This window comes from Cyanobium sp. ATX 6A2, from assembly GCF_024346355.1.
Lineage (GTDB): Bacteria > Cyanobacteriota > Cyanobacteriia > PCC-6307 > Cyanobiaceae > NIES-981.
In genome coordinates, this window is the sequence record NZ_JAGQCU010000027.1 from 1 (window position 1) to 18,642 (window position 18,642).

23 protein-coding genes and 1 pseudogene are annotated in these 18,642 nt (G+C 64.5%); 11 read left to right on the forward strand and 13 right to left on the reverse strand.

Going from position 1 to position 18,642, the window contains the following annotated elements; all coding sequences use genetic code 11:
• The first annotated feature begins 135 nt into the window (after nt 1-135).
• On the forward strand, nt 136-357 hold the full coding sequence (locus KBY96_RS15485; RefSeq protein ID WP_254980442.1) for a hypothetical protein: 222 nt from the start codon (nt 136-138) through the stop codon (nt 355-357).
• A 38-nt stretch (nt 358-395) separates the two neighbouring features.
• Here KBY96_RS15485 and KBY96_RS16605 read toward each other — a convergent pair.
• The 10 genes and pseudogenes from KBY96_RS16605 to KBY96_RS15530 all read right to left on the reverse strand — a co-directional run.
• Nucleotides 396-506 (reverse strand): annotated as a pseudogene (locus tag KBY96_RS16605) (hypothetical protein); the annotation flags it as partial.
• 118 nt (nt 507-624) lie between these two features.
• Entirely contained in the window at nt 625-933 is a 309-nt protein-coding gene (locus KBY96_RS15490) for a chaperone modulator CbpM (protein WP_254980443.1), read from the reverse strand.
• Nucleotides 926-1,840, reverse strand: coding sequence for a DnaJ C-terminal domain-containing protein (locus KBY96_RS15495; protein WP_254980444.1), 915 nt, complete (start codon nt 1,838-1,840; stop codon nt 926-928). Before KBY96_RS15495 ends, KBY96_RS15490 begins: the two co-directional genes overlap by 8 nt.
• A gap of 183 nt (nt 1,841-2,023) precedes the next feature.
• Nucleotides 2,024-2,536, reverse strand: a complete 513-nt coding sequence (locus KBY96_RS15500) for a hypothetical protein (protein ID WP_254980445.1) — start codon at nt 2,534-2,536, stop codon at nt 2,024-2,026.
• A gap of 997 nt (nt 2,537-3,533) precedes the next feature.
• A complete protein-coding gene (locus tag KBY96_RS15505) occupies nt 3,534-3,821 on the reverse strand; it encodes a hypothetical protein (RefSeq protein ID WP_254980446.1) in 288 nt (95 codons plus the stop codon).
• A 343-nt stretch (nt 3,822-4,164) separates the two neighbouring features.
• Nucleotides 4,165-4,590 (reverse strand): type II toxin-antitoxin system VapC family toxin, encoded by a 426-nt coding sequence (locus KBY96_RS15510; RefSeq protein ID WP_254980447.1) that lies wholly within the window; start codon nt 4,588-4,590, stop codon nt 4,165-4,167.
• A gap of 5 nt (nt 4,591-4,595) precedes the next feature.
• Nucleotides 4,596-4,865, reverse strand: a complete 270-nt coding sequence (locus KBY96_RS15515; RefSeq protein WP_254980448.1) for a type II toxin-antitoxin system Phd/YefM family antitoxin — start codon at nt 4,863-4,865, stop codon at nt 4,596-4,598.
• A gap of 275 nt (nt 4,866-5,140) precedes the next feature.
• A complete protein-coding gene (locus KBY96_RS15520) occupies nt 5,141-5,722 on the reverse strand; it encodes a diadenosine tetraphosphate hydrolase (protein WP_315859504.1) in 582 nt (193 codons plus the stop codon).
• A gap of 490 nt (nt 5,723-6,212) precedes the next feature.
• Nucleotides 6,213-6,896, reverse strand: a complete 684-nt coding sequence (locus KBY96_RS15525; protein WP_254980449.1) for a cupin domain-containing protein — start codon at nt 6,894-6,896, stop codon at nt 6,213-6,215.
• 106 nt (nt 6,897-7,002) lie between these two features.
• Nucleotides 7,003-7,278, reverse strand: coding sequence for a galactose oxidase (locus KBY96_RS15530; RefSeq protein WP_254980450.1), 276 nt, complete (start codon nt 7,276-7,278; stop codon nt 7,003-7,005).
• Nucleotides 7,279-7,558: 280 nt separating this feature from the next.
• Here KBY96_RS15530 and KBY96_RS15535 point away from each other — a divergent pair, with 280 nt between their 5' ends.
• From KBY96_RS15535 to KBY96_RS15565, 7 genes are all read left to right on the forward strand, one after another.
• A complete protein-coding gene (locus KBY96_RS15535) occupies nt 7,559-7,732 on the forward strand; it encodes a hypothetical protein (protein WP_254980451.1) in 174 nt (57 codons plus the stop codon).
• A 303-nt stretch (nt 7,733-8,035) separates the two neighbouring features.
• Complete coding sequence (locus KBY96_RS15540) at nt 8,036-8,269, forward strand: DUF2811 domain-containing protein (protein ID WP_254980452.1); 234 nt, start codon at nt 8,036-8,038, stop codon at nt 8,267-8,269.
• A 597-nt stretch (nt 8,270-8,866) separates the two neighbouring features.
• The gene (locus tag KBY96_RS15545; RefSeq protein ID WP_254980453.1) at nt 8,867-9,100 is read left to right on the forward strand and encodes a hypothetical protein; all 234 of its coding nucleotides are present in this window, start codon (nt 8,867-8,869) and stop codon (nt 9,098-9,100) included.
• A 62-nt stretch (nt 9,101-9,162) separates the two neighbouring features.
• Nucleotides 9,163-10,698 carry a terminase gene (locus KBY96_RS15550; protein WP_254980454.1) on the forward strand — a complete coding sequence of 512 codons (1,536 nt, stop codon included), beginning with the start codon at nt 9,163-9,165 and terminating at the stop codon, nt 10,696-10,698.
• Between the two features lie 4 nt (nt 10,699-10,702).
• Nucleotides 10,703-11,272 (forward strand): sigma-70 family RNA polymerase sigma factor, encoded by a 570-nt coding sequence (locus tag KBY96_RS15555; RefSeq protein WP_254980455.1) that lies wholly within the window; start codon nt 10,703-10,705, stop codon nt 11,270-11,272.
• Between the two features lie 144 nt (nt 11,273-11,416).
• Nucleotides 11,417-11,653 (forward strand): hypothetical protein, encoded by a 237-nt coding sequence (locus tag KBY96_RS15560; RefSeq protein WP_254980456.1) that lies wholly within the window; start codon nt 11,417-11,419, stop codon nt 11,651-11,653.
• A complete protein-coding gene (locus KBY96_RS15565; protein ID WP_254980457.1) occupies nt 11,631-12,074 on the forward strand; it encodes a PIN domain-containing protein in 444 nt (147 codons plus the stop codon). Before KBY96_RS15560 ends, KBY96_RS15565 begins: the two co-directional genes overlap by 23 nt.
• Before the next feature lie 300 nt (nt 12,075-12,374).
• Here KBY96_RS15565 and KBY96_RS15570 read toward each other — a convergent pair whose 3' ends face one another.
• Entirely contained in the window at nt 12,375-12,770 is a 396-nt protein-coding gene (locus tag KBY96_RS15570; RefSeq protein WP_254980458.1) for a hypothetical protein, read from the reverse strand.
• 10 nt (nt 12,771-12,780) lie between these two features.
• Nucleotides 12,781-13,374 (reverse strand): hypothetical protein, encoded by a 594-nt coding sequence (locus KBY96_RS15575; protein ID WP_254980459.1) that lies wholly within the window; start codon nt 13,372-13,374, stop codon nt 12,781-12,783.
• Nucleotides 13,375-14,479: 1,105 nt separating this feature from the next.
• Here KBY96_RS15575 and KBY96_RS15580 point away from each other — a divergent pair.
• Both KBY96_RS15580 and KBY96_RS15585 read left to right on the forward strand, forming a co-directional pair.
• Nucleotides 14,480-15,886 carry an FAD-dependent oxidoreductase gene (locus KBY96_RS15580; RefSeq protein WP_254980460.1) on the forward strand — a complete coding sequence of 469 codons (1,407 nt, stop codon included), beginning with the start codon at nt 14,480-14,482 and terminating at the stop codon, nt 15,884-15,886.
• A 435-nt stretch (nt 15,887-16,321) separates the two neighbouring features.
• Nucleotides 16,322-16,540, forward strand: a complete 219-nt coding sequence (locus tag KBY96_RS15585) for a hypothetical protein (protein WP_254980461.1) — start codon at nt 16,322-16,324, stop codon at nt 16,538-16,540.
• Between the two features lie 93 nt (nt 16,541-16,633).
• Here KBY96_RS15585 and KBY96_RS15590 read toward each other — a convergent pair whose 3' ends face one another.
• Nucleotides 16,634-17,344 carry a ZIP family metal transporter gene (locus KBY96_RS15590; RefSeq protein ID WP_254980462.1) on the reverse strand — a complete coding sequence of 237 codons (711 nt, stop codon included), beginning with the start codon at nt 17,342-17,344 and terminating at the stop codon, nt 16,634-16,636.
• A gap of 570 nt (nt 17,345-17,914) precedes the next feature.
• Here KBY96_RS15590 and KBY96_RS15595 point away from each other — a divergent pair.
• The gene (locus KBY96_RS15595) at nt 17,915-18,622 is read left to right on the forward strand and encodes a hypothetical protein (RefSeq protein WP_254980463.1); all 708 of its coding nucleotides are present in this window, start codon (nt 17,915-17,917) and stop codon (nt 18,620-18,622) included.
• Nucleotides 18,623-18,642: the final 20 nt, after the last annotated feature.

Consider the following 18,642-nt stretch of genomic DNA (forward strand, 5'->3'; position numbering starts at 1 on the left):
TGCTCCGAACAGGGTCACAGACCGGCCCACCCATTGCCACAGCTGAGATCTGAGGGAGGCGAGCCGTCAGCCCCGGCGTAGCCGGGGCTGATCCTCCCGAGTTACACCACTCCATGGGACGCCGCTTTCGAGGCCGTGCAGAGTCTGCTGGTGGACATGGATCGGGTGATGGACGGCCGCCTCGACGAGACGGACGGACGCATCGAGGAGGCGCCGGCCGCTGGTGCCAACAGCTACGGCATCCTCGACGAGATCGCCCGGCGGGTGCTGCTCTCCGGCGGTGAGGTCATGGCAGTGAGGCAGGAGGATCTGCCGGACGAATCTCCCGTTGCTGCCATCTTTCGGTACGGTCTTTGAGCGAGAAGCGCTGAGCAGCACCAGCTGCGGCCAAAGGACTCCCGCAGCCGACTCACGACGCTCGCCTGACTCTCCAGTCCTTGCCAGGCATCGATCTCGGCCGCAAGCCGCTCACAGGTCTGCAGGTGCCTGGCGGCGCAGCGACACCGCTTCGAGCGGCCCGTTCAAAGGGCACACACCACCATCGCCGGCAGCTGACGCCCCACTGCAGCGCCCGCAGACCATCGGGCTTGATCTGAAGCCTCCATGGCAACGGCCGTTTGGGCCTCATCGGGGCAACAGACACTCCAGTTCCCGCAGCCGCTGCTCCAGTGCCTCGATTTTCTCCAGGTAGGTGAGGGCCAGGGCCATCCCCGGTGGATTGAGCCCGAAGGCGTCCCGCAGCTTCACCACGCGACGTGCCTGGTGGATCACCCGGGAGTGGAAGCTCCAGCCTGCGTCTCCCTGGTTGGTTTCAAAGACGCCGAACTCCACCAGCTCCACCAGTTCCTCATGGGCCAGTCCCGAGGCCGCCAGCAGTTCCGCCGACTCCACCAGGGTCTCGCCGTCCACAGGGTTGAGGAGATCGTCAGCCATGGATCGTCCCTCCGGTGAACTGCGGGCGGGGCTGGAAGGAGGACGCCGTCGCCAACTCACGATAGAGCTCCTGTTCACGCTCGTTGATCTCCTTGGGAACCACGATCTGCAACACGCCATAGAGATCCCCCGCACCCTCGCCCCGATGGGGCAGGCCCTTGCCGGCCAGCCTCAGTTTCTGGCCCCCCTGCGAACCCGGCCTCACCGTGACCTGAACGCGGCCATCGAGGGTTGGAATCTCGATCTGGGCACCCAGGACCGCCTCCCAGGGGCTCAGCGGCAGCTCCACATAGAGGTCGTGGCCGACCGGCCTGAACAGGGGATGGGGCAGCAGCTGAATGTGGAGGTACACATCCCCATCCGCGCCACCGCCGCTGCCATGGCCGCCGCGCCCGGGGATGCGCAGCCGCTCTCCGTCCACCACCCCTTTGGGCACGCGGATGCGCACGTTGCCGCCCGTTCGCTCCAGGGTCACCTGGGTGCCGTGGCACACCTCGTCGAGGCTGAGCTGGGCGATGGCCTCCACGTCGTGGCCGCGGATGGGGAAGTCCACACCACCCGACTGGCTGCGCCGCTGGGAGGCGCGGAACCCCATCTGCTCAAACAGGTCGGAGAGGTCCACCTCCTGGTGAGGTTGGTCCTGCCAGAAGCGGGAGTCCCACTCCGGGGACGGACGGAACTCCTCGCCGGCACGATGGCGACCCAGGTCGTCGTAGGCCTGGCGCTTTTCCGGATCGGAGAGGGTCTGGTAGGCCTCGCTGATCTCCTTGAAGCGCGCCTCTGCTCCCTCCTCCTTGGAGATGTCGGGGTGGTACAGGCGAGCCAGGCGCCGATAGGCCTTCTTGATCTCCTCCTCGCTCGCGCCCCGCTCAATGCCGAGGCTCTCGTAGTAGTCCTTGAACTTCATCGGGGGCTCACTCCAACAGGCCGCATGCTCATGGCCCCATCCTCCCGTGAGCCAGGTCGGTGGCGGCGCTTGGTTGGCGTTGTCCTCGCTCCATTAGGGAATCTCTGGAGTTTGGTTTGATTTCGCGGCCCCATGTCCCTTTGGTTCTCCGCCCACCCGAGAGCCTGAACCCGCCTCAGATCTTCATCCGCCACTTTGAAGATTGGGGCATGGCAGGTTCCATTGTTTCTGCAGCTTGAGGGCCTGATCGGTGTCCCCCTTGGCTGTCAATTGATTCATTGACAGCTGAATGCGCTCGCAGTTCACCTGTTTCTGAAGCTGTGCCCGCTGCGTTCTGAGGTCCTGCAGTTCCCGTTCCGCCTGCTGCCGCTTCGCCTGTTGCTGGGCATCTTCAGCCCGGTTCCGGTTCGCCGCATCCATGGCAGTGATCTGTGCCTGGAGGGTGGATTCCCGTTGCGAGGCGGAATCCAGTTCGTTCCTCAGCGCCGACTCACTCAGCTGTCGGCCCATCTCCTCGCGGCTAGCCAGATCCTGCTGATTGGTCAGATCCTGACGCTGAGCGAGATCCTGCATCGCCTGGGTCTGGGCCTCGGTCGTCAGTCGCGCCTGATGCTTCTGGTTCACATAGGCAAAAATACCCACAACTACAACGATGGCGGAGATTGATGCCAACCAGTACTTGTTTTGTCGGTTCATGGTTCTTCGTGTGTACTACAAAATAAACTGAAGGTGTCGGCCATTCTCCGGTCTGACGATCAGTGTTGACCAGGAGTTCGGATGCCCATCGCCATCCAGCCACTGGTCCCGAACAACGGCGTGCAACGACTCAAGCCATCATGCGAATGCAAGCCGGGCCAGTGTATTCAACCGGTGATGGCATGCCATCAGCAAGCACAAGTACGATCATCTTCTGAGTGGCTGGCTTCTGCTTTTCGTCCCAGCCTGGAGAGTCACCCCGGACGTGGAATTGAAAACCCTGAGGAGTCGCTCTCGCAATGTAGCTGCCACCACTACCTTTGTGCATGCACTTGGCAGTGGAATACTTGCCTAGGCCGCCTTTGATCAGCCTACATCCGTGCAAGATCTGCTGTTCGCAGCTGAGCCTCGCTGACACATTGGACAGAGATTGGCAAAGCCATGCCAATCAAGGGTGATGGAATAGCCGAAATTTGTGGTCGCATGGTCATTGCACCCAAAAGAAGAGGATTGGAGCGCGAGTGCTGGTACCTATTGCTCAGGCTTACACGCAGACCAAGTGGATGTCTGCCTGCTCCTGTTCAATCGAAGACAAAGTACCAACACAGAGAGTTGATCCAACTGACGATATGACTTGATGACATGAGAAATTCACTCAAGCCTTCCAAGGCTTCACGGCGCACAGATGGCGCTATCCCGCGCAGGAATGTGATGCCTGGCTGGTTCAGCTGAAATCAGCCGCAAGTTGATCTGTGGCATCTGCAAACTAATGGGCGGTGGACCTGCTTGGCTTTGCCTTTGATCTGATGGCCAGTGTCACCAGTCAGGGCTCCATAAGCCGATTCCAGCTTGCCTTCTGCGTCTTTGGCTGCAGCGTCAATGCGATTCGAGGTGGTTTCGAAAGCAATGGTGTTGGGAGTTTAGTAGTTGATCTTGGCATAGGCCAGATGAGGACTCAAGCGACGTCGCTTGAGTCAATCTGTTCCATCCTTAACGGTCATGAAGCATGGGATTCATGGGCGGCATTTCGTTTCAATTCAAGCCTAGGCATGTCGGCATGCACCGAATTCTGGTTGCCCGCTCCCAGCCCTTTCTTGAGGTGAAGGCCGCAGATCCATGAGTTGCCGCAGGGCATCTCAAGATCGTAACGAGTCATGACTTCACCGCAGCGGGTCTTTGCAGGGGAGTTGAGCGCGGGGATTGCAGCAGGAATGGAGCCTTGCCGTTGTTGCTGGACAGGTATCCTGTCCTTAAGGGAAAGCCTGGACAAATTCAGGCGATTCACGGGACAGTGCGTCTGTAATTCAAGGCGAGGATGTCATTCAAGTCCTGGATAGGGGTGATGGGCGGCAAGCAGCTCGGGCTCGCTGATCTCGAGCAGATCACCGCCAAAGAAGAGCACCAAGCGCGCGAAACTTCCGACCACTATGGAGGTTGTGGTGCCTTGGCAGGCCCTGCTGGCCCCACCCAGCGGTGCGGACTCAGATCACGCCTCGCCCTCCAGTTCATCGGCCAGCTGGAGGCGCAGTTCAGCGAGCCGCTGATGGCGGGAATCGGTGTGGCATCGAAGGCCTTGGCACCGAGCTGGTCGAGATGGTCCATCTCGCTGGTTGCCGTTGGCGATGCGGTTATGCCAACACCTCGAGCTGGAGCAGCTGGGCCGCCTGATTGAGCCGACGGTCAAAGCAAGCGAAGGTGAGCGGCTGATCGGTGTTGGCCTGCAGTTCGTGGGCGGCTGCAAGCTGCACGCTGTCGTAACCCCGCAGGGCGAAGGCCTCGGCATAGATCCCGGCCTTCTCGACGAGAGGCTGGGTGACTTCGGCGATCGCAAAGCTTTGCCAGGCCTGCTCCAACGCAACTCTGGCCTTGGCGAGCGCGGGCTGGTTGGCTCCTTTGATACGGCTGCGCTGGGCGAAAGCTGCCATCGACTCGGCCCAGGTGATGCGGCACACAGCGATGCCCTCAAAGACATCGCCTGCTTTGACCATCCTGTCGCTGCCCGCCTCGTCAACAAATAACTTGAGCAGAGCCGAGGTGTCGCAGTAAAGGATCACTGGATCTAGCCTCGATCTTCGATCACGATGTCGCTGATTAGTGGTCCGCCGTCGTTCAGCTTGATGGGCGGAGGGATCACGGGTTTCTGGCCATTCCAGCTCACAACGCCCGCTTCGATGGCTTTCTGAAGCGCGTTCGTTCCGCTTGGATCCGAACGCTTCACGGCTGTGATGCGGGCGATGGGCTTGCGGTGGGAGGTCACTTCCACCACCTCGCCGGCCTGGGCGCGCGCAAGCCACTCGGAGAGATGGGTTTTGAGGTCCCGCACCGACACCTGAGTTGCGACTACTTCTGCCACGTTTTTCCCTCCTGCTGTGACTACTTTAGCCCCCAGCAGGCGAGCGTCCTCCGGCCGAGGGCAGTACCGCGAACTGGGCCCGGGTGACCTCGTGGCTGGTGTCGAGCAGCAGGGTCATGCTCCGATCGCCTGATCCCGCAGACGTTCACGCTCTTGCTTGGCCTCGCCGCTCTGCAGCTCCACGCCCCACTGGCCAGTGAGGAACCGCTGGCCGATCAGGGCGCGGCGCCGCTGCTATGTGGCCTCCTCCATCAGGCGACGGATGGCGGGCCCTTCTTGCGTTCGCCTGTGAGATCGAGGATTTCGGCCATCTCCTTGTCTGAAAGCTCGACGGTGCCTTTCATGGTTTCGGCCGACGTCTCCAGCTGGTGCCTCTCCACCCGCTCCCGACCGCGGGCCACCAGGTCACGCACAAGCTGCGGATCGGCCGCCTGCCTCTTGCCCTCGGCCAAGGCCCGGTAGAGGTCGGCCACGCTCCAGGCAGCCGTGTGTGGGTCTGAGCCCTGGCGGGGGATGAGGTGCAGATGCAGGTGCGGGGCCCCTTCTCCAAAGGCGATGGCATACACCCGATCGCAACCGGTGAGCTGCTGCACCAGCTGGCTGGCGTGCCGAACGGCCTGGCCCCAGCTCAGTGCCTCCCGGTCGCTGAAGGCCAGCGGGCCGGACAGGTGGCGGCGAGCATCCAGCAACAGCCAGCCGGCCAGTGGGGCTGGGTCTGGATGGTGCCGCAGGAGCCAGAGATCCGTACGGGCGATCTCGTAGGCGGCGACGTTGGCGGCATCGTCGTGAAGGCGACAGATGCCGCAGCGGGAACGGGGAGTGGTGGGGGTCATGCCAGATGGGCAATTGCATTGCTCTTCATCGCCGCTGTCCTCTCAAATCAAGGCTCATCACGCCAGTCCGAGGTGCGCAGTATCGGCCTGATCCGTCGCCTCACTGCCACCAGTCCCAATGTCCGCCGCGAGGACGGCACCAAGGGCCCGCACGGCGTTGTTCTCCGAAGAAGTGCCCGAAGCGGCCCCCGCCACCCATGGCTGTGCCGATGGCCGACTTCAGCGCCTCCCGATGCGGCGACAGCTGACTGGGCCAGATCAATGGCAACTACCAGATCCGTTCCCGGTATCCCCCTCTGCCAGGAACGTTGACGCCTCTCCATCCCGTCTGTTTCAACCACCAGGGGGCCTGATGGATCTGATCGATGCGTGCTTACAGCGAGGCCGTCAAGGCTGATGTCCGCCGGCGGATGGGGCATCCAGCTCAGCCCCTCTCCAACTGGAGGAAGGCCAGGTTGTTCTGCAGGTGTGCCCACGGCAGACGCCACACTCACGCTTGTGAGCCATCGGGCCCGAGGCTGGCCGGCAGATGGCCGGTCTTGACCCAGATCGTGCAGCCAGCCTCACTCCAGGGCCGGTGCACACTGCCGGGCGGATTGCGCAGCCAGCTGCCGGTGGGATAGCTGCCCAGCTCGTCCTGAAACACGCCATCCAGCACCAGGATCTCTTCCCCGCCCGGGTGGGCGTGCGGCTGAAACCGCGTGCCTGGAGCCCAGCGCACCAGGGCCACATGTTCGGATCCAAAGGCGTGCAACGGCATCACCTCCAGACCGTCCACCAAACCAGGAACCCAGCTGCTGCGGTGGGTGTCGATCACCAGCAGTTCCTGATCGGCCGGGTGCATCTGTTGCAACTTCACCAGGATCGTGCAGCCCTGCTCGCTGAAGGGTGCGTGGCTGGAGCCGACGGGATTGCGCAGGTAGGTGCCGACGGGATAGTGGCCCTGCTCATCGGAGAACGTGCCCTCCAGAACCAGGATCTCCTCGCCGCCGCCATGGACATGGCGCTCAAAGCGACTGCCGGGGGCATAGCGCACGATTGAGGTGGCACGGGCCACCTCGCCGCCCCGCCGATCCAGCATGCGCCGCTCCACACCCGCCATCGGCGAGGGCATCCAGGCCAGGGTGTTGGTGTCGAGCAGCGCGCGCTGGCTGAGGTCGGCATGGAGATCCATGCACCCGATTCTGATCACCCCAGTGAACGGGAGGTTGGCGGCGCCCACTGGGGCAGCAACTCGCCGCTGGCCACCTCCAGTACCTGGTTGTGGCGGGTCCAGCGGCTCAGCCCGCTTCCGGCGCCCAGCCCCGCTGCTGGGCCATGTCGTCGGTCCAGCCCTGGCAGCGCGCCACCAGGTGCTCACCCTGGGCCAACAGGCCTTGGTGAAGCTGGCAAGTGAGCAGGGGGATGCAGTTGACGCCGCTGTGGTGCCTGAACCAGTGGCAGGTCATGCAGACCTTGCGGCTGCGGCTGGGCACCAGCACCTGCTGATCGAGGAAGGGCCACTCCTCAACGGGCTGATCCAGCGTCCCGGCGCCGTCCCCGGCGGCTCGTCGCAATCGGCTGCCCATCACCCTTCTCCGTGCGTACACCTGTACTAGCAGAGGGCGCTGGGTCTGTCGGTGTCTTGGGCGACGGCCACCGAGAAGCGACCCAGACGGGCCAGAGCCGGTGAAGACATCCATTCCTGGCCCCCTGGACTGGACGAGGCCTTCCAGAATTCCCGGTCACCTTCTGGTGCCGGGTCGCCATCACCCGGCAGGTCAGTGAGCTGGGGGGCACGTTCTCTGGTTCGACAACCGCAACGCCTCCATCGCCCTGACGACGGGCCATCGGGCCATGGCGGCGGAGGTGCTGGTGCGCAGCCGCGAGCGGTTGCTGGCCGGCCTGCAGGCGGCGGCACCGGGATCAGGGGTGCTGTTCCGCTGCGGTCGCGACGGCCCGATCCGTCACCGCGCCAGGGCTGGAGCGGTGGGTTGTGATCATGAATACCTAGCTGCGGGCTGCGACTGATCAGCACCCCTGAAGAGGCCATCGCTCCACGGCCGGGCGGACGTTTTCCACAGGTTGTCCCCAGGCGCCTCAGGCAAGACCCATCACCCCGCCGCGAACCTGGGCCTGTAGCGGGGAAAACCGATAGCGCTTGACAGTCCCGTGAGAACCGTGGCGGTCGCTACCGCCCCAGCGCCGAGGAGCTCCAGATCGGCTGCGCTGCAGTGAATCCCGTCGTGATCTGCCCTGATCTCATGGCCAGACCGCGCGTTGACGGCAGGGCCGGCGTTGTGGGCTGATGGTGGGGCAGGTGAGAGCGACTGAATGACGGCGATTCCGGATGCGATGGCCCCGCACGTGAGTGTGGAAAACCAGTTCCCGGAGGATCTGTATGACGCCATGCGGCATTTCATCGCGGCCCATCCGGAATGGGACCAGTACCGGCTGATGCAGTCGGCGGTGGCGGGATTTCTGTTCCAGCAGGGCAGCAAGGAGCCGGCGGTGGTGCAGCACTACCTCAACGGCCTGTTCCAGCGGCCGGGGGTGACCACCGGCTGAGTGCCGCATGCGCTCAGCCCTGAAGGGGCCCGCCACGATCACCAGGTCCTGGGGTGAGGGAGATCGCCGTACAGGCGTTGCATGGCAGCAGTGCCCCTCACCGCCAAGCGGCAGCTGACCCCCCACTCCAGCGTCCGCAGACCATCGGGTTTGACGCAGGTCCCTGCTACTGGGTGCTCTGGCCCCAGGCCGATCCCGCCCTGCCTCCGGCAAGGGATCTGGGCCGGCTGCTGCTGGCCTGACCCTGCAGCGCAGGGCCTCCCTGCGAATGGCCCTTCCGCCCCCGCCGTCTCGCCCCTGCGGCGCGCAGCCGCGGCGAGCGCCAGCTGCTGCAATCCCAGCTCACGGCTGCGCGGCATCGGCTGGCCCGCTTGCCCGCGCAGCCGTGCGCACTGGCCCCCAGGCGGCGACCGGCTCGCTCTGAGCGGCTGCCGCGCCTCGCTGACGACCTGCAGGATCACCTTCGGGGACTCGCGCAGCACCCAGATCCAGCTCTGGAGATAGGCCGCGTGATTGGTGAGCTCACAGCCGATCTGCAGGCTGGCCCAGCGCCAGAGCGCCAGCCACATCCGGGACCAGGCGGCCCTGCTCTGGGGCATGGGTTCCTACTGCACCCTCAAGAAGTACCTGCGCGTCGCCCGTGCGCGCATGGTCGAGGAGCTGGTCGAGGACCGGCTGGTTCACCAGGCCGAGGCGATCTTCGCGCTGCAGGACGTGGCGCGTCGTGCTGCTGATGCCGAGCAGTTCTCTGCTGCCGTTGGTGCTCACCGGGTGCTGGCCGAGATCACCGGGATGCTCCGCGCTCCTGTCAAGCCGCCGAGCGCCACCTGACGCTCGCCCCTGCCCGGCCGGCGTTGCTCGCCCCGCCTCTGGCGCTTTGTGCTCCAGCTGGCGTGCTCGGCTCTCCGGTCCACGGCGATCCCTGGGGTGACTGCGGCGTTCTCGGCTTCTGCGATCCCTCCCTCGATGCCGGCAGCACCGCGCCGTTGACCCTGCGGCAGTTCATCGCCGAGGCGATGCCCACCTATGGCTTCCACCGCTGGGCGCTGGTGCTGATCGCCCTGCTGCAGCAGATCGCCGATGGCCACCTCTCGCGTCTGATCGTCACCTGCCCGCCGCGGCTTGGGAAAAGCCTCCTGATCTCCAAGCTCTTTCTGGCCTACTGGGTGTACCGCCACCCGCACCTGTTCGCGGCGGTGGCGAGCTACAGCGGTGAGCTGGCCTACGCCCACTCCCGCGAGGCGCGGCACTTCTACCGCGCCAACGGCAATCCGCTGAGCAAGGACTCGGCGGCCGTCGGCAACTGGCTCACCCCCCTGCGCGGCGGCTGCATCGCCGCTGGCGTGGATGGCCCCTTCAACGGCAAGGGCTACAGCCTCGGGATCATCGACGACCCCTACAAGGGTCCCCACGACGCTGGCTCTCCCAGCGTCCGTTCGCGGATTGTCGAGTGGCTCAAGTCCGTCTGGTTCCTCCGGGCTGAGCCCTCCTACGTCGATGCCGGCGAGGGGGCACTGCAGCGCAACCTCTCGGCCCAGGTGATCGTGCTCACCCGCTGGGACGAGGAGGACATGGTCGGCTGGCTGCTGGCTCAGGAGCTGGAGGAGGCGCCGCAGCACTGGCATGTGCTCGACTTGCCGGCCATCGCCGAGCATCCGGCCGACCGGCCCACCTACCCACCCACGGTCACCGTGGAGCCGGACTGGCGCATCCCCGGCGAGCCGCTCTGCCCGGAGCGCTTCCCGCTGCAGGAGCTGCTCAAGATCCGTTCCCGCACCGGTGCCTTCTGGTGGTCGGCGCTCTATCAGCAGCGGCCGGCACCGGCCACTGGCGGCATCTTCCAGCGGGCCTGGTTGCGTGGGCGCTTCCAGCGCAAGGGGAAGCGCCGCTACGCCCCGCTGGTGCTCTCCTGTGACCTCACCTTCAAGGACGAGGAGGTCAGCTGCTACTGCGGCTTTGTGCTGATGGGCCTGCTGGCCCCAGAGCCTGGACAACCGCAGAGGCTGGAGATCGAGGTGCTCTGGGCGGTGCGCAAGCGCCTGGGCCTGCCTGGCACCGTCCACTTCCTGCTCGCGGCCTGCGCCGCGCTGCAGCAGCAGGGCCTGCGGCCCCATGCGGTGCTGGTGGAGGACGCGGCCAATGGCCCGGCCGTGCTGCAGGTTCTGCGCCGCAAGATCCGCGGCCTGCTGCCGATCCCGCCGCGGGGCAGCAAGGAGCTCCGCGCACACGCCACCGCACCGCTGCTCGAGGCGGGGCAGGTTGGCTTCCATCACCGCGCCGAGCCGCTGAGCGAGGAGCTGCCCCGTTTCCCCAAGGGCAGCAAGGACCTGACCGATGCCTTCTGCCACGGCGCCCTGTGGCTGGAGGAGCGCTACTGGAAGGGCCTCGGCGTCAAGGACGCGCCGGTGCCGCTGCTGCTGTCGAGGTGAGCCGATGCAGCAGCTCTTGCTCTTCCACACCCCGGCCCCGCTGGCAGACCCGCCGGAAGCAAAGGCCCCAGAGACGAACTCAACGGGACAGCTCACGGCGGCGCATGTCCCGACGGCCCCGGCCACCCCGACTGGTGCCGGCCGCCGGCGTTGTCGCACGCCCCATCCCCGCGCCGCGGCCCACGCCCTGGCGCTGCAGCACCTGGACCTGGCCGATGCGATCGCCGGCAACTTCGCCCGCCGCACCATCCATCCCTTCGAGGACCTGCGGCAGGTGGCGATCATCGGGCTGCTCAAGGCCGCCGAGCGCTTCAAGCCATCAGGCGGGCGGCCGTTCCGGCCCTACGCCCGCACCTACGCCAACGGCGAGATCATCCACTACCTGCGCGATTCGGGCTTTGCCATCAAGGTGCCGCTCAGCTGGCGGGATCTCCACGCCAGCAGCCGCAAGCTGCTGCGCCAAGGGGTGCCGCCAGGGCAGCTGCCGCAGCGCCTTGGCATCACGCCTGAACGGTGGCAGGAAATTCAGGAGGCCTGCTCGGTCACGCTTGTGGCCCTGCCGCCTGAGACCTGAGGCGGCCATGGCCCTCAGCGCATCTGGTCATGGGTGGGACCGGAGCGGAGCCCGATCGAGACTGGTGGGCGATCACCAGGCCAGAGCACCCTTGCGGCCGGAAGCGGAAGCGCTTCCTAACGTGGTTCCATCCAGGCCTGATCCATGGGTTGCTTCTCCTTCACGGCAGAGATCAAGGAGGACCTCACCCTGCAGCTGCCTGCCGGGTCTCCCACCGGTCGCGTCACCGTGGCAATCACGCCAGCGGCCGAGGCCGCACCAACGGGACGTCGGCTGCTGGCCAAACTGCTCGACCTCCAGGCCGCTATTCCCGCTGCCGAGGGCCTGAGCCGAGAGCAGATCGACTCGGAGCTGGAGCGTGAGCGGGCCTCCTGGCGGTGAGAGATGCGGCTCTGCCTCGATTCCTGCGTGCCTCTATGCCCTTGATGGGGCTGAGGATCTGAGGCGTCGCACTCTCCAGCAGCTCGAGCGTCATGCGGATGCCGACTGGGTGATCAGCGATCTGGTGCGCATGGAGTGCCTGGTGGGCCCACTTCGCAGCGCCGATCAGATCCGCCTACTCGCCTTCCGCAGCTTCTTCTCAGACTGCACGGTCGTACCCCTGCACCCGGAGGTGATGGAGCGTGCCGCTGAACTGAGGGCCGCCATCCGCCTGCAGACGGCGGACGCGATCCATCTGGCAGCCGCTGCGCACTGGGGCTGTGATGCGCTTCTAAGCAACGACCGCGCCTTCCATCTGCCCCAGACACCGATTGCGGTGTTGCGTCTGGATCCAGAGCCGCCCAACAGCTCGCCGACCTGATCCAACGCAGGCCACCTGCGCGATCACGGCTTTGCCATCAAGGTGCCGCCCTCCTGGTGGGATCTACATGCCAGTGGCCGCAAGCTGCTTCGGCAGGGGGTGCCGCTGCGGCACCTGCCCCAGCAGCTGGGGATCAGCGCAGAGCGGTGGCAGGAAATTCAGGAGGCCTGCTCGGTCACGCTTGTGGCGCTGCCGCCTGAAACCTGAGGGTCAGCATGGGGGTTCCAGCCGGTGGCGAGGCTGATGGAGGAGCGGCATGGCCAGCTGGCAACTGGTATTCAGCAGAGATGATTAACCGGGTTAGCGGAGGCGAAAGAAGAGAGACGGCGCAGAGGCAAGCCAGAACACGACAACGACCCAGACTCGCCCCTGAAGAACGTTGTAGGTTGCGAGCAGCTCAGTCCACGTATGGCCACCGACTACGTGGAAGAACAGAAACTCGAAGCCTACGGTCAGTGCCGCCCACACCAGGCCGATGACGATGGCCTGTTGGGTAGAGGACGGTGGATAGAGCCTGAAGCAGATCCACATCACGGACCCGAGCAACAGCACGCTGGTGACGGTGGAGAGTTGATGTGCAGCAAGCTCACTCATGTGCTTGCCATAGGTGAAATTACGAACCGCACCGTTGGCGACTGAGACCATCAACATGACTGCCCAGGTGCCAAGGTAGGTCCAACTATGGGAGATGGGCATGCTGACAAGATCAGGCCTGTACTTTGAAATCGGGAAACAGGATGGCGATACCCATCCACACAAGGCCAAGATTGCGGATTGCTGTGCCGATGGTCTGAAGAATCCCAGGCGCGGGTGTCAGAGCAAGGATCAGATTGACTAGGAGACCGGAGGCGAACAGCACGATGGCGGACCGTGGTAGCCAGCCTGCTCGCAGGGCGGACCATGAAAACACCAGCCCGCCGATCACCATCAAAGCGCCATGAACGGTGTACGCAGGCCCCAGTCGCTGCCAGAGAGCCTCGTAGGTGGACGTGCGTTCAGCCAAGGCGTACAGCGCGGTGTGCGCGAAGAAGGTGAATGCCACGCCATAGAGCAATGCACCGATCAGACCAGCAAGACCTAGCCTCCTCTTGCGCACCACATCGATGCCCAGCAGGAGCCAGGAGAACACCAGGAATGCAATGTAGCTGAGCCAGAGCTGACTCGTTGAAAAGCCTCCTTGAAACCACTCGACTGCATCGGATAGAGTATGAAGAATGGGTGCCGTGCTGACCGCAACGCCGACAACAATCTGAAGGGCTGTGCGGTTGCGGTGAACAGTGTGCTTGGGCAGTGATCTCATAAAAAATGTACCGCGTTAACTACGTTGCCCGGTGTGGCTGCTGCGTAGGAGGAATCGGGATCATGGGTAGCCTGAAACGAGCCACAGCTTCTCTGTTTATTGAGCTAGTAGTAGACTTCTTTCGGCAATGCACTGACTGCAAGCTGCCCGAGTGCGTTTGCAGCAAGAGGGCTGCCTCCAGTGAGCACCTTGTCATCTCGATGTGTCGCACCGGAGATACCAGGGTTGGCGATCTCAAAGCCATTCGCCGAAATTCCAAGTCAGATAACCTGGCATAGAGATAACTTCAAGAGTCTGAGAATCGAGATCATAGGTGGATGCACAGGTCTTGCATCCTGCAGAGCGAGGATGGGCAGCAATAGCGAGGATCTTCCATCGGATAGCCACGTAAGGAGTGGGATAATCTGCACCACTGAGATCAGGCTTTGGCGATGTAGACTGGCTGAGCGGATAAGATGAAGGAAAGAATGCGTTGCCGTCTGCTCGATTCGGCATTGGCATTCCTGTTCTGCGAAGACTGGGTGCTCATCCTTCGCGACTAGGGATGGGAGTATCCATGGACACGATGCGCCGCCAAGGCCTTCGGGTGGCAGAGAGGGGCAAATCGTAGCCTGTTTCCTTCCGGAATCATGGCCATCATCTCGCGTATGCCCAGGGCAATATTGTCCGAGCTGCGGCACTGCTCTCCAATTCGAAATGACGCTCAGGAAGCACTCACTAAGAGCCTGCACTCACAGTCCACCGCGTCACGCACCTGACCCCTTTCTGTGCGCCCCGGCAGGGGGATCGCCAGGACACTACGGATGATCAGCAAGCACTGCAAGAAGCCGGTCTCAATGTGGACCCGCCTATTACTGCCGCGATAACGCCACCAGCCATGGGGAGCGGGACGCGAAGGCCACGCTGGCCCAACCGATGCATGGCAGGAAAACAGTGTCACCCTGGATCCTCAGGTTCACCAGCCGACGGTGCGGCGAAGCAAGACCTGCAGAGCGATCACGGGGCCAGTGTTGCCGGTGCCTGTAGGCGAAACAGACTCCAGCGCAACGGGCGGCACCGAGGGGTGACCCTGTTCGCCTCTCCAGATCTGCCCCCCCACTCCCCCATGAGCACCATGATCCAGAACCGCGACGGCCATCCCAGTGGCCTTGACGTGGTCGTGGTGGGGGCGGGTCTCTCCGGCCTGATCTCTGCCCGGGTGCTGCGCGGCGTGGGTCTGCGAGTGCGGCTGCTGGAGGCACGCGAGCGCTGGGGCGGGCGGATGCATCGACGCACCAGCGCCGCTGGTATCCCGGTGGATCTCGGCGGCCAGTGGGTGGGGGCCAGCCACCACCGGCTGCTGGCGCTGCTGGACGAGTTCGGCCTGCGCCGCTTCCCCACCCCCTATGACGGCGAGGGGTTGTTCCACTGGAACGGGGTGCTCCACCGAGCCGGCGTGGAGCACGACTTCGCCGCCAGCATGCTGTTCTTCCGGCCGGGAGAGCTGGGCCTCCCGGCCGCGGAGCTGGAGGAGGCCCTGACCGTGCAGCGGCGTTTCCAGCAACTGGTGGAGCAGGTGCCGCCGCAGGCGCCCTGGGACACCCCGGGTGCAGACGCTCTCGATCGGATCAGTGTCAGCCATTGGCTGGAGTGTCAGGGTGCCGGGGATCTGGCCCGCTACCCGCTGGCCTGGCTCACGCGCATGGGCGGCTCCGGGGGCTTCGAGCCGCACGAGAGCTCGATCCTGCACCTGGCCTGGACCCAGGCCGTGGCACCGCAGCACCAAGCGCCTGAGGCCTGGCTGGTGGAGGGGGGCATCGCCCAGGTGAGCGAGCGTCTGGCCGCTGAGCTGGCTGACCTGATCGAGCTGCGGATGGCGGCGGTGTCGATCCGCCAGCACGACGGCGGCGTGTCGGTGGGCTGTGCCGACGGCACGGTGATTCAGGCGGGGGCGGTAGTGGTGGCCATCCCGCCGCCGCTGCGGCAGGCAATCCACTACGACCCCGCCCTGCCGCCCCAGTGGAGTGGTCTGCTGCAGCGCTCGCCGATGGGCTCGATGGTGAAGGTGCTGGCGCTCTACCCGCGGCCGTTCTGGCGCGAGCGGGGCCTCAACGGTCTGGGCCTCGGCAACCTGCCCACCCTGGAGCTCACAGTGGACAGCTCCCCGCCAGGCGGGCCGGGCGTGCTGGCCGGCTTTATCGCCGGCGAGCGGGCCGTGCGCTGGCAGCGGCTGCCGGAGCCGCATCGGCGCCAGGCGGTGCTGGCCGACCTGCAGACCTGGTGGGGCGACGCGGCCGCCGAACCGCTCGACCTGGTGCTCCACAACTGGAACGCCGAGAGCTGGACTGGCGGAGCATTCACCAGTTTCCTCACTCCAGGTGCCTGGACCAGCTACGGCCACATCTGGCAGCAGCCCCACCAGCGGGTGGTGTGGGCCGGCACGGAAAGCGCCAGCCGCTGGCCGGGCTATTTCGAAGGAGCGATCGAGGCCGGGCTGGCGGCCGCCGACCAAGTGCGGCGGCTGCTGGGATAGGTGTTCAGCTCAGTCGTGGGCGCTGCACAGGACGCCCCCCGATCCAGCTGGATCCAGTTGAGATAACTGTGACCTGCAACTTGGTCTCTGTATGGTGATCATTCTCAATCTGAAGAGGTTGCGTCATGCCACCCCTATCTGCAATCCCTGTTCCTTGTGCAGTGCGGCACCAATAAGCGCCCTTCTGCCTCAAGGCTGCGGTTTCGAGCACCCGTAAGCCATGGATTTCCTTGCTGGCGCCGCTGCCCCCTTGCCCCCTCGCAGCCACCAGAAGCGCAACCGCTTCCGCCGACCCTCACCGCCATCACCGACCGGCTGCAGCTGGTGCTCGATGCCTGGAATCTGCTGAGGGCCCTGATGGGGCCTGCCGGCGCAAGCCCTACCTGCCGCAGGCGCTCAAGGAGCCCGATCCGGTCGACGCCTCGCGCATCCGGCATGCTCAGCTTCCTGCACTGGCGGGCGCTGCCGGATTCGCTTAAGCGGGTGATCGGCGATGTGGACGGGATGGGCACCGACCTGGCGGTGTTCCTGTTCATCGCCGATCTGCTGGTGCTGCGTGATGGCGGCTGTCTGGTACTGGTGCTGCCACTTGCCAACGCCCACGAAGCAGCCAACGGCTCGGCCGTGATCCAGGGCTCCAAAGGGAGTCTCTGAACTACTGCCCATCACTCACCACTTGCGTTCTTGAGGCAACACTCATCGGCAGAGAGGCTTGACGGTGCAACATTTTGCTGACCATGTGCCCCCTCAGTGAACCAGCTGTTTTCCGATCATTCCCACTGCAAAACCCAGAACTCCGCCTAGCGCGGGGATCCAGTGTTGTCGGATCTTCGATTGTGGCGCAATGTCCTGAAAGATGAGATACATGATACCCCCTCCGGCAAAAGTCATTATGAACGCAGTCAGTTGTACCTGATCCCGAAGAAAGAAATATCCAGTGGCTGCGGCAACTGGGCCAAGCAGGCTGACTGCCAGCAGGGTCATAACAGCGACGCGAGATCGGATGCCGACGCTCGTCATCTCCCGAAAAGCGTTGAACCCCTCAGGCAGGTTTTGGGCGCCGATGAATGCAGCCAGCAACACACCCAATCGATGATCCTGCCCAAAAACTGCACCAAGGGCGAGTGCTTCAGGCAGAAAGTCAATCAGCATGGCCATGAATTGAGCCTTTGTGTCACCTCTTCTGCTCAGACGTGCATCCAGGAAGCAGAAAAACAGCCCGCCTGCGCAGAATGCGGCACCTAGACCTGCCGGGCTCAGCACGATCATTGCCTTAGGGAGCAGTGCAAAAGCAACGGCTACAATGAGGATTCCACCACCGAAGGCGATGATGCCGTGGGTAACCTCACGTTTTCTAACTGTGTTTTTGCCATTCGTGGCCCAAGCAATAACGCCACCAGCGAACGCCGCTAGACCCGCGAACCACGAGGCAAGAATAATGGTCGTAATCTGGCTCATATTCCTATCTGCCGAATACTGTTTCAGTGGACCCCATTGACTGCTGATTGCAGGCTGCCTGCATTATCTGCTCCCGAACACTATCTGCTGGCAGCGCTTCCCCAGATGGGCTTGCTACTTCATGAGGTGTCATGAGGGTCACATAACAACCTGGTGATCTCCCTGGCGCATGCCGCCTCAGGAGGCCATGCCCTCTCCATGTTGCCCTTCATTGGACAGGGATGCATCCGCTCCGCCGCCCATTGGGTTTGGCAGTACCCGGGGCATTTCCCTCCTTGCGGGGTCCCGGAATCATCAGTGGCAATCGCTGGCGTGGGTACAGCCCGGACGGGGTGCTCACGCCAACCACAGCCGCGATGGGTGGACCCATGAGCAAGCGCTTCTTCCAAGACCTCTAGGCCCTGCAGCACCCGCTGCAGCTCTGGAGTGTTTACACCAGCCCCTCCAGCCAAGATCAGCCGTCGGTGCCTGTTTGTTGCATCCGCAGCGGTTCCGTTCTCTACACAGTGATCGGCGCCACGTTCAGCCAGTCGAGCTGCTGTTGCCATCGACCCGCCCATCCATTCCGGCATGCCCGCAGGCACACCTCCCGGTGATGCTGCAGGGGGAGATCCCCTGCGCATCGCCGGCGATCCCCTGCATCTGCCGCTGCTGCAGGCCGCCATGGCCACCGCGCCGTTGCAACTGGCTTTCCTGCCGCCGGATCGGTGGGCGCAGAGGCTGCTTGCCCGCAGCGTCGATGCAGTGCTGGTGAGCGTGTCCGGTGATGCCCGGCGGGATCCAGCCGTGCTGCAGCCACCGCTGTTGCGGTGGGGTGTGGATGCCATCGGCCTGGGCCAGCGTTCGTTGGTGCTGCTGCATCACCCAGCGCATCTGGGGAGGGCCCATCCGATGGCGCGGGACCAAGCGCCCTGCGCACAGCCGCTCTGCGGTCAGCCGCGCTGGGGCGAGCCGCCCGGCGGCCGGCAGCGGATGGGCTACCTGCTGCCGCCCCGTCAGCAGATGCCGCTGCTGCATCGGGCGCTGGAGCGTGAGGGACGCCTGCCGCTGCATGCCGGCGCCGAGCGGGACCACCGCCTCTGGTTGCGGCAGCTGACCTCAGAACCTCTGCTGCTGCCGCCCGATCTCACCCTGTTGACGCTGCCGCACTGGCGGGAGGCCGGGCTGGCGCAGCTGCTGGCGTGGTGGGGCGGCCCCCAGCTCAGGCGGCCTCAGCAGAGGGAGCGGCCCCGGGTGCGGCGGTGGTCAGGGCTTGGCGGTCTCTGGGGCTGGCGATGACGGCAGTGCTGCAGCCCTGA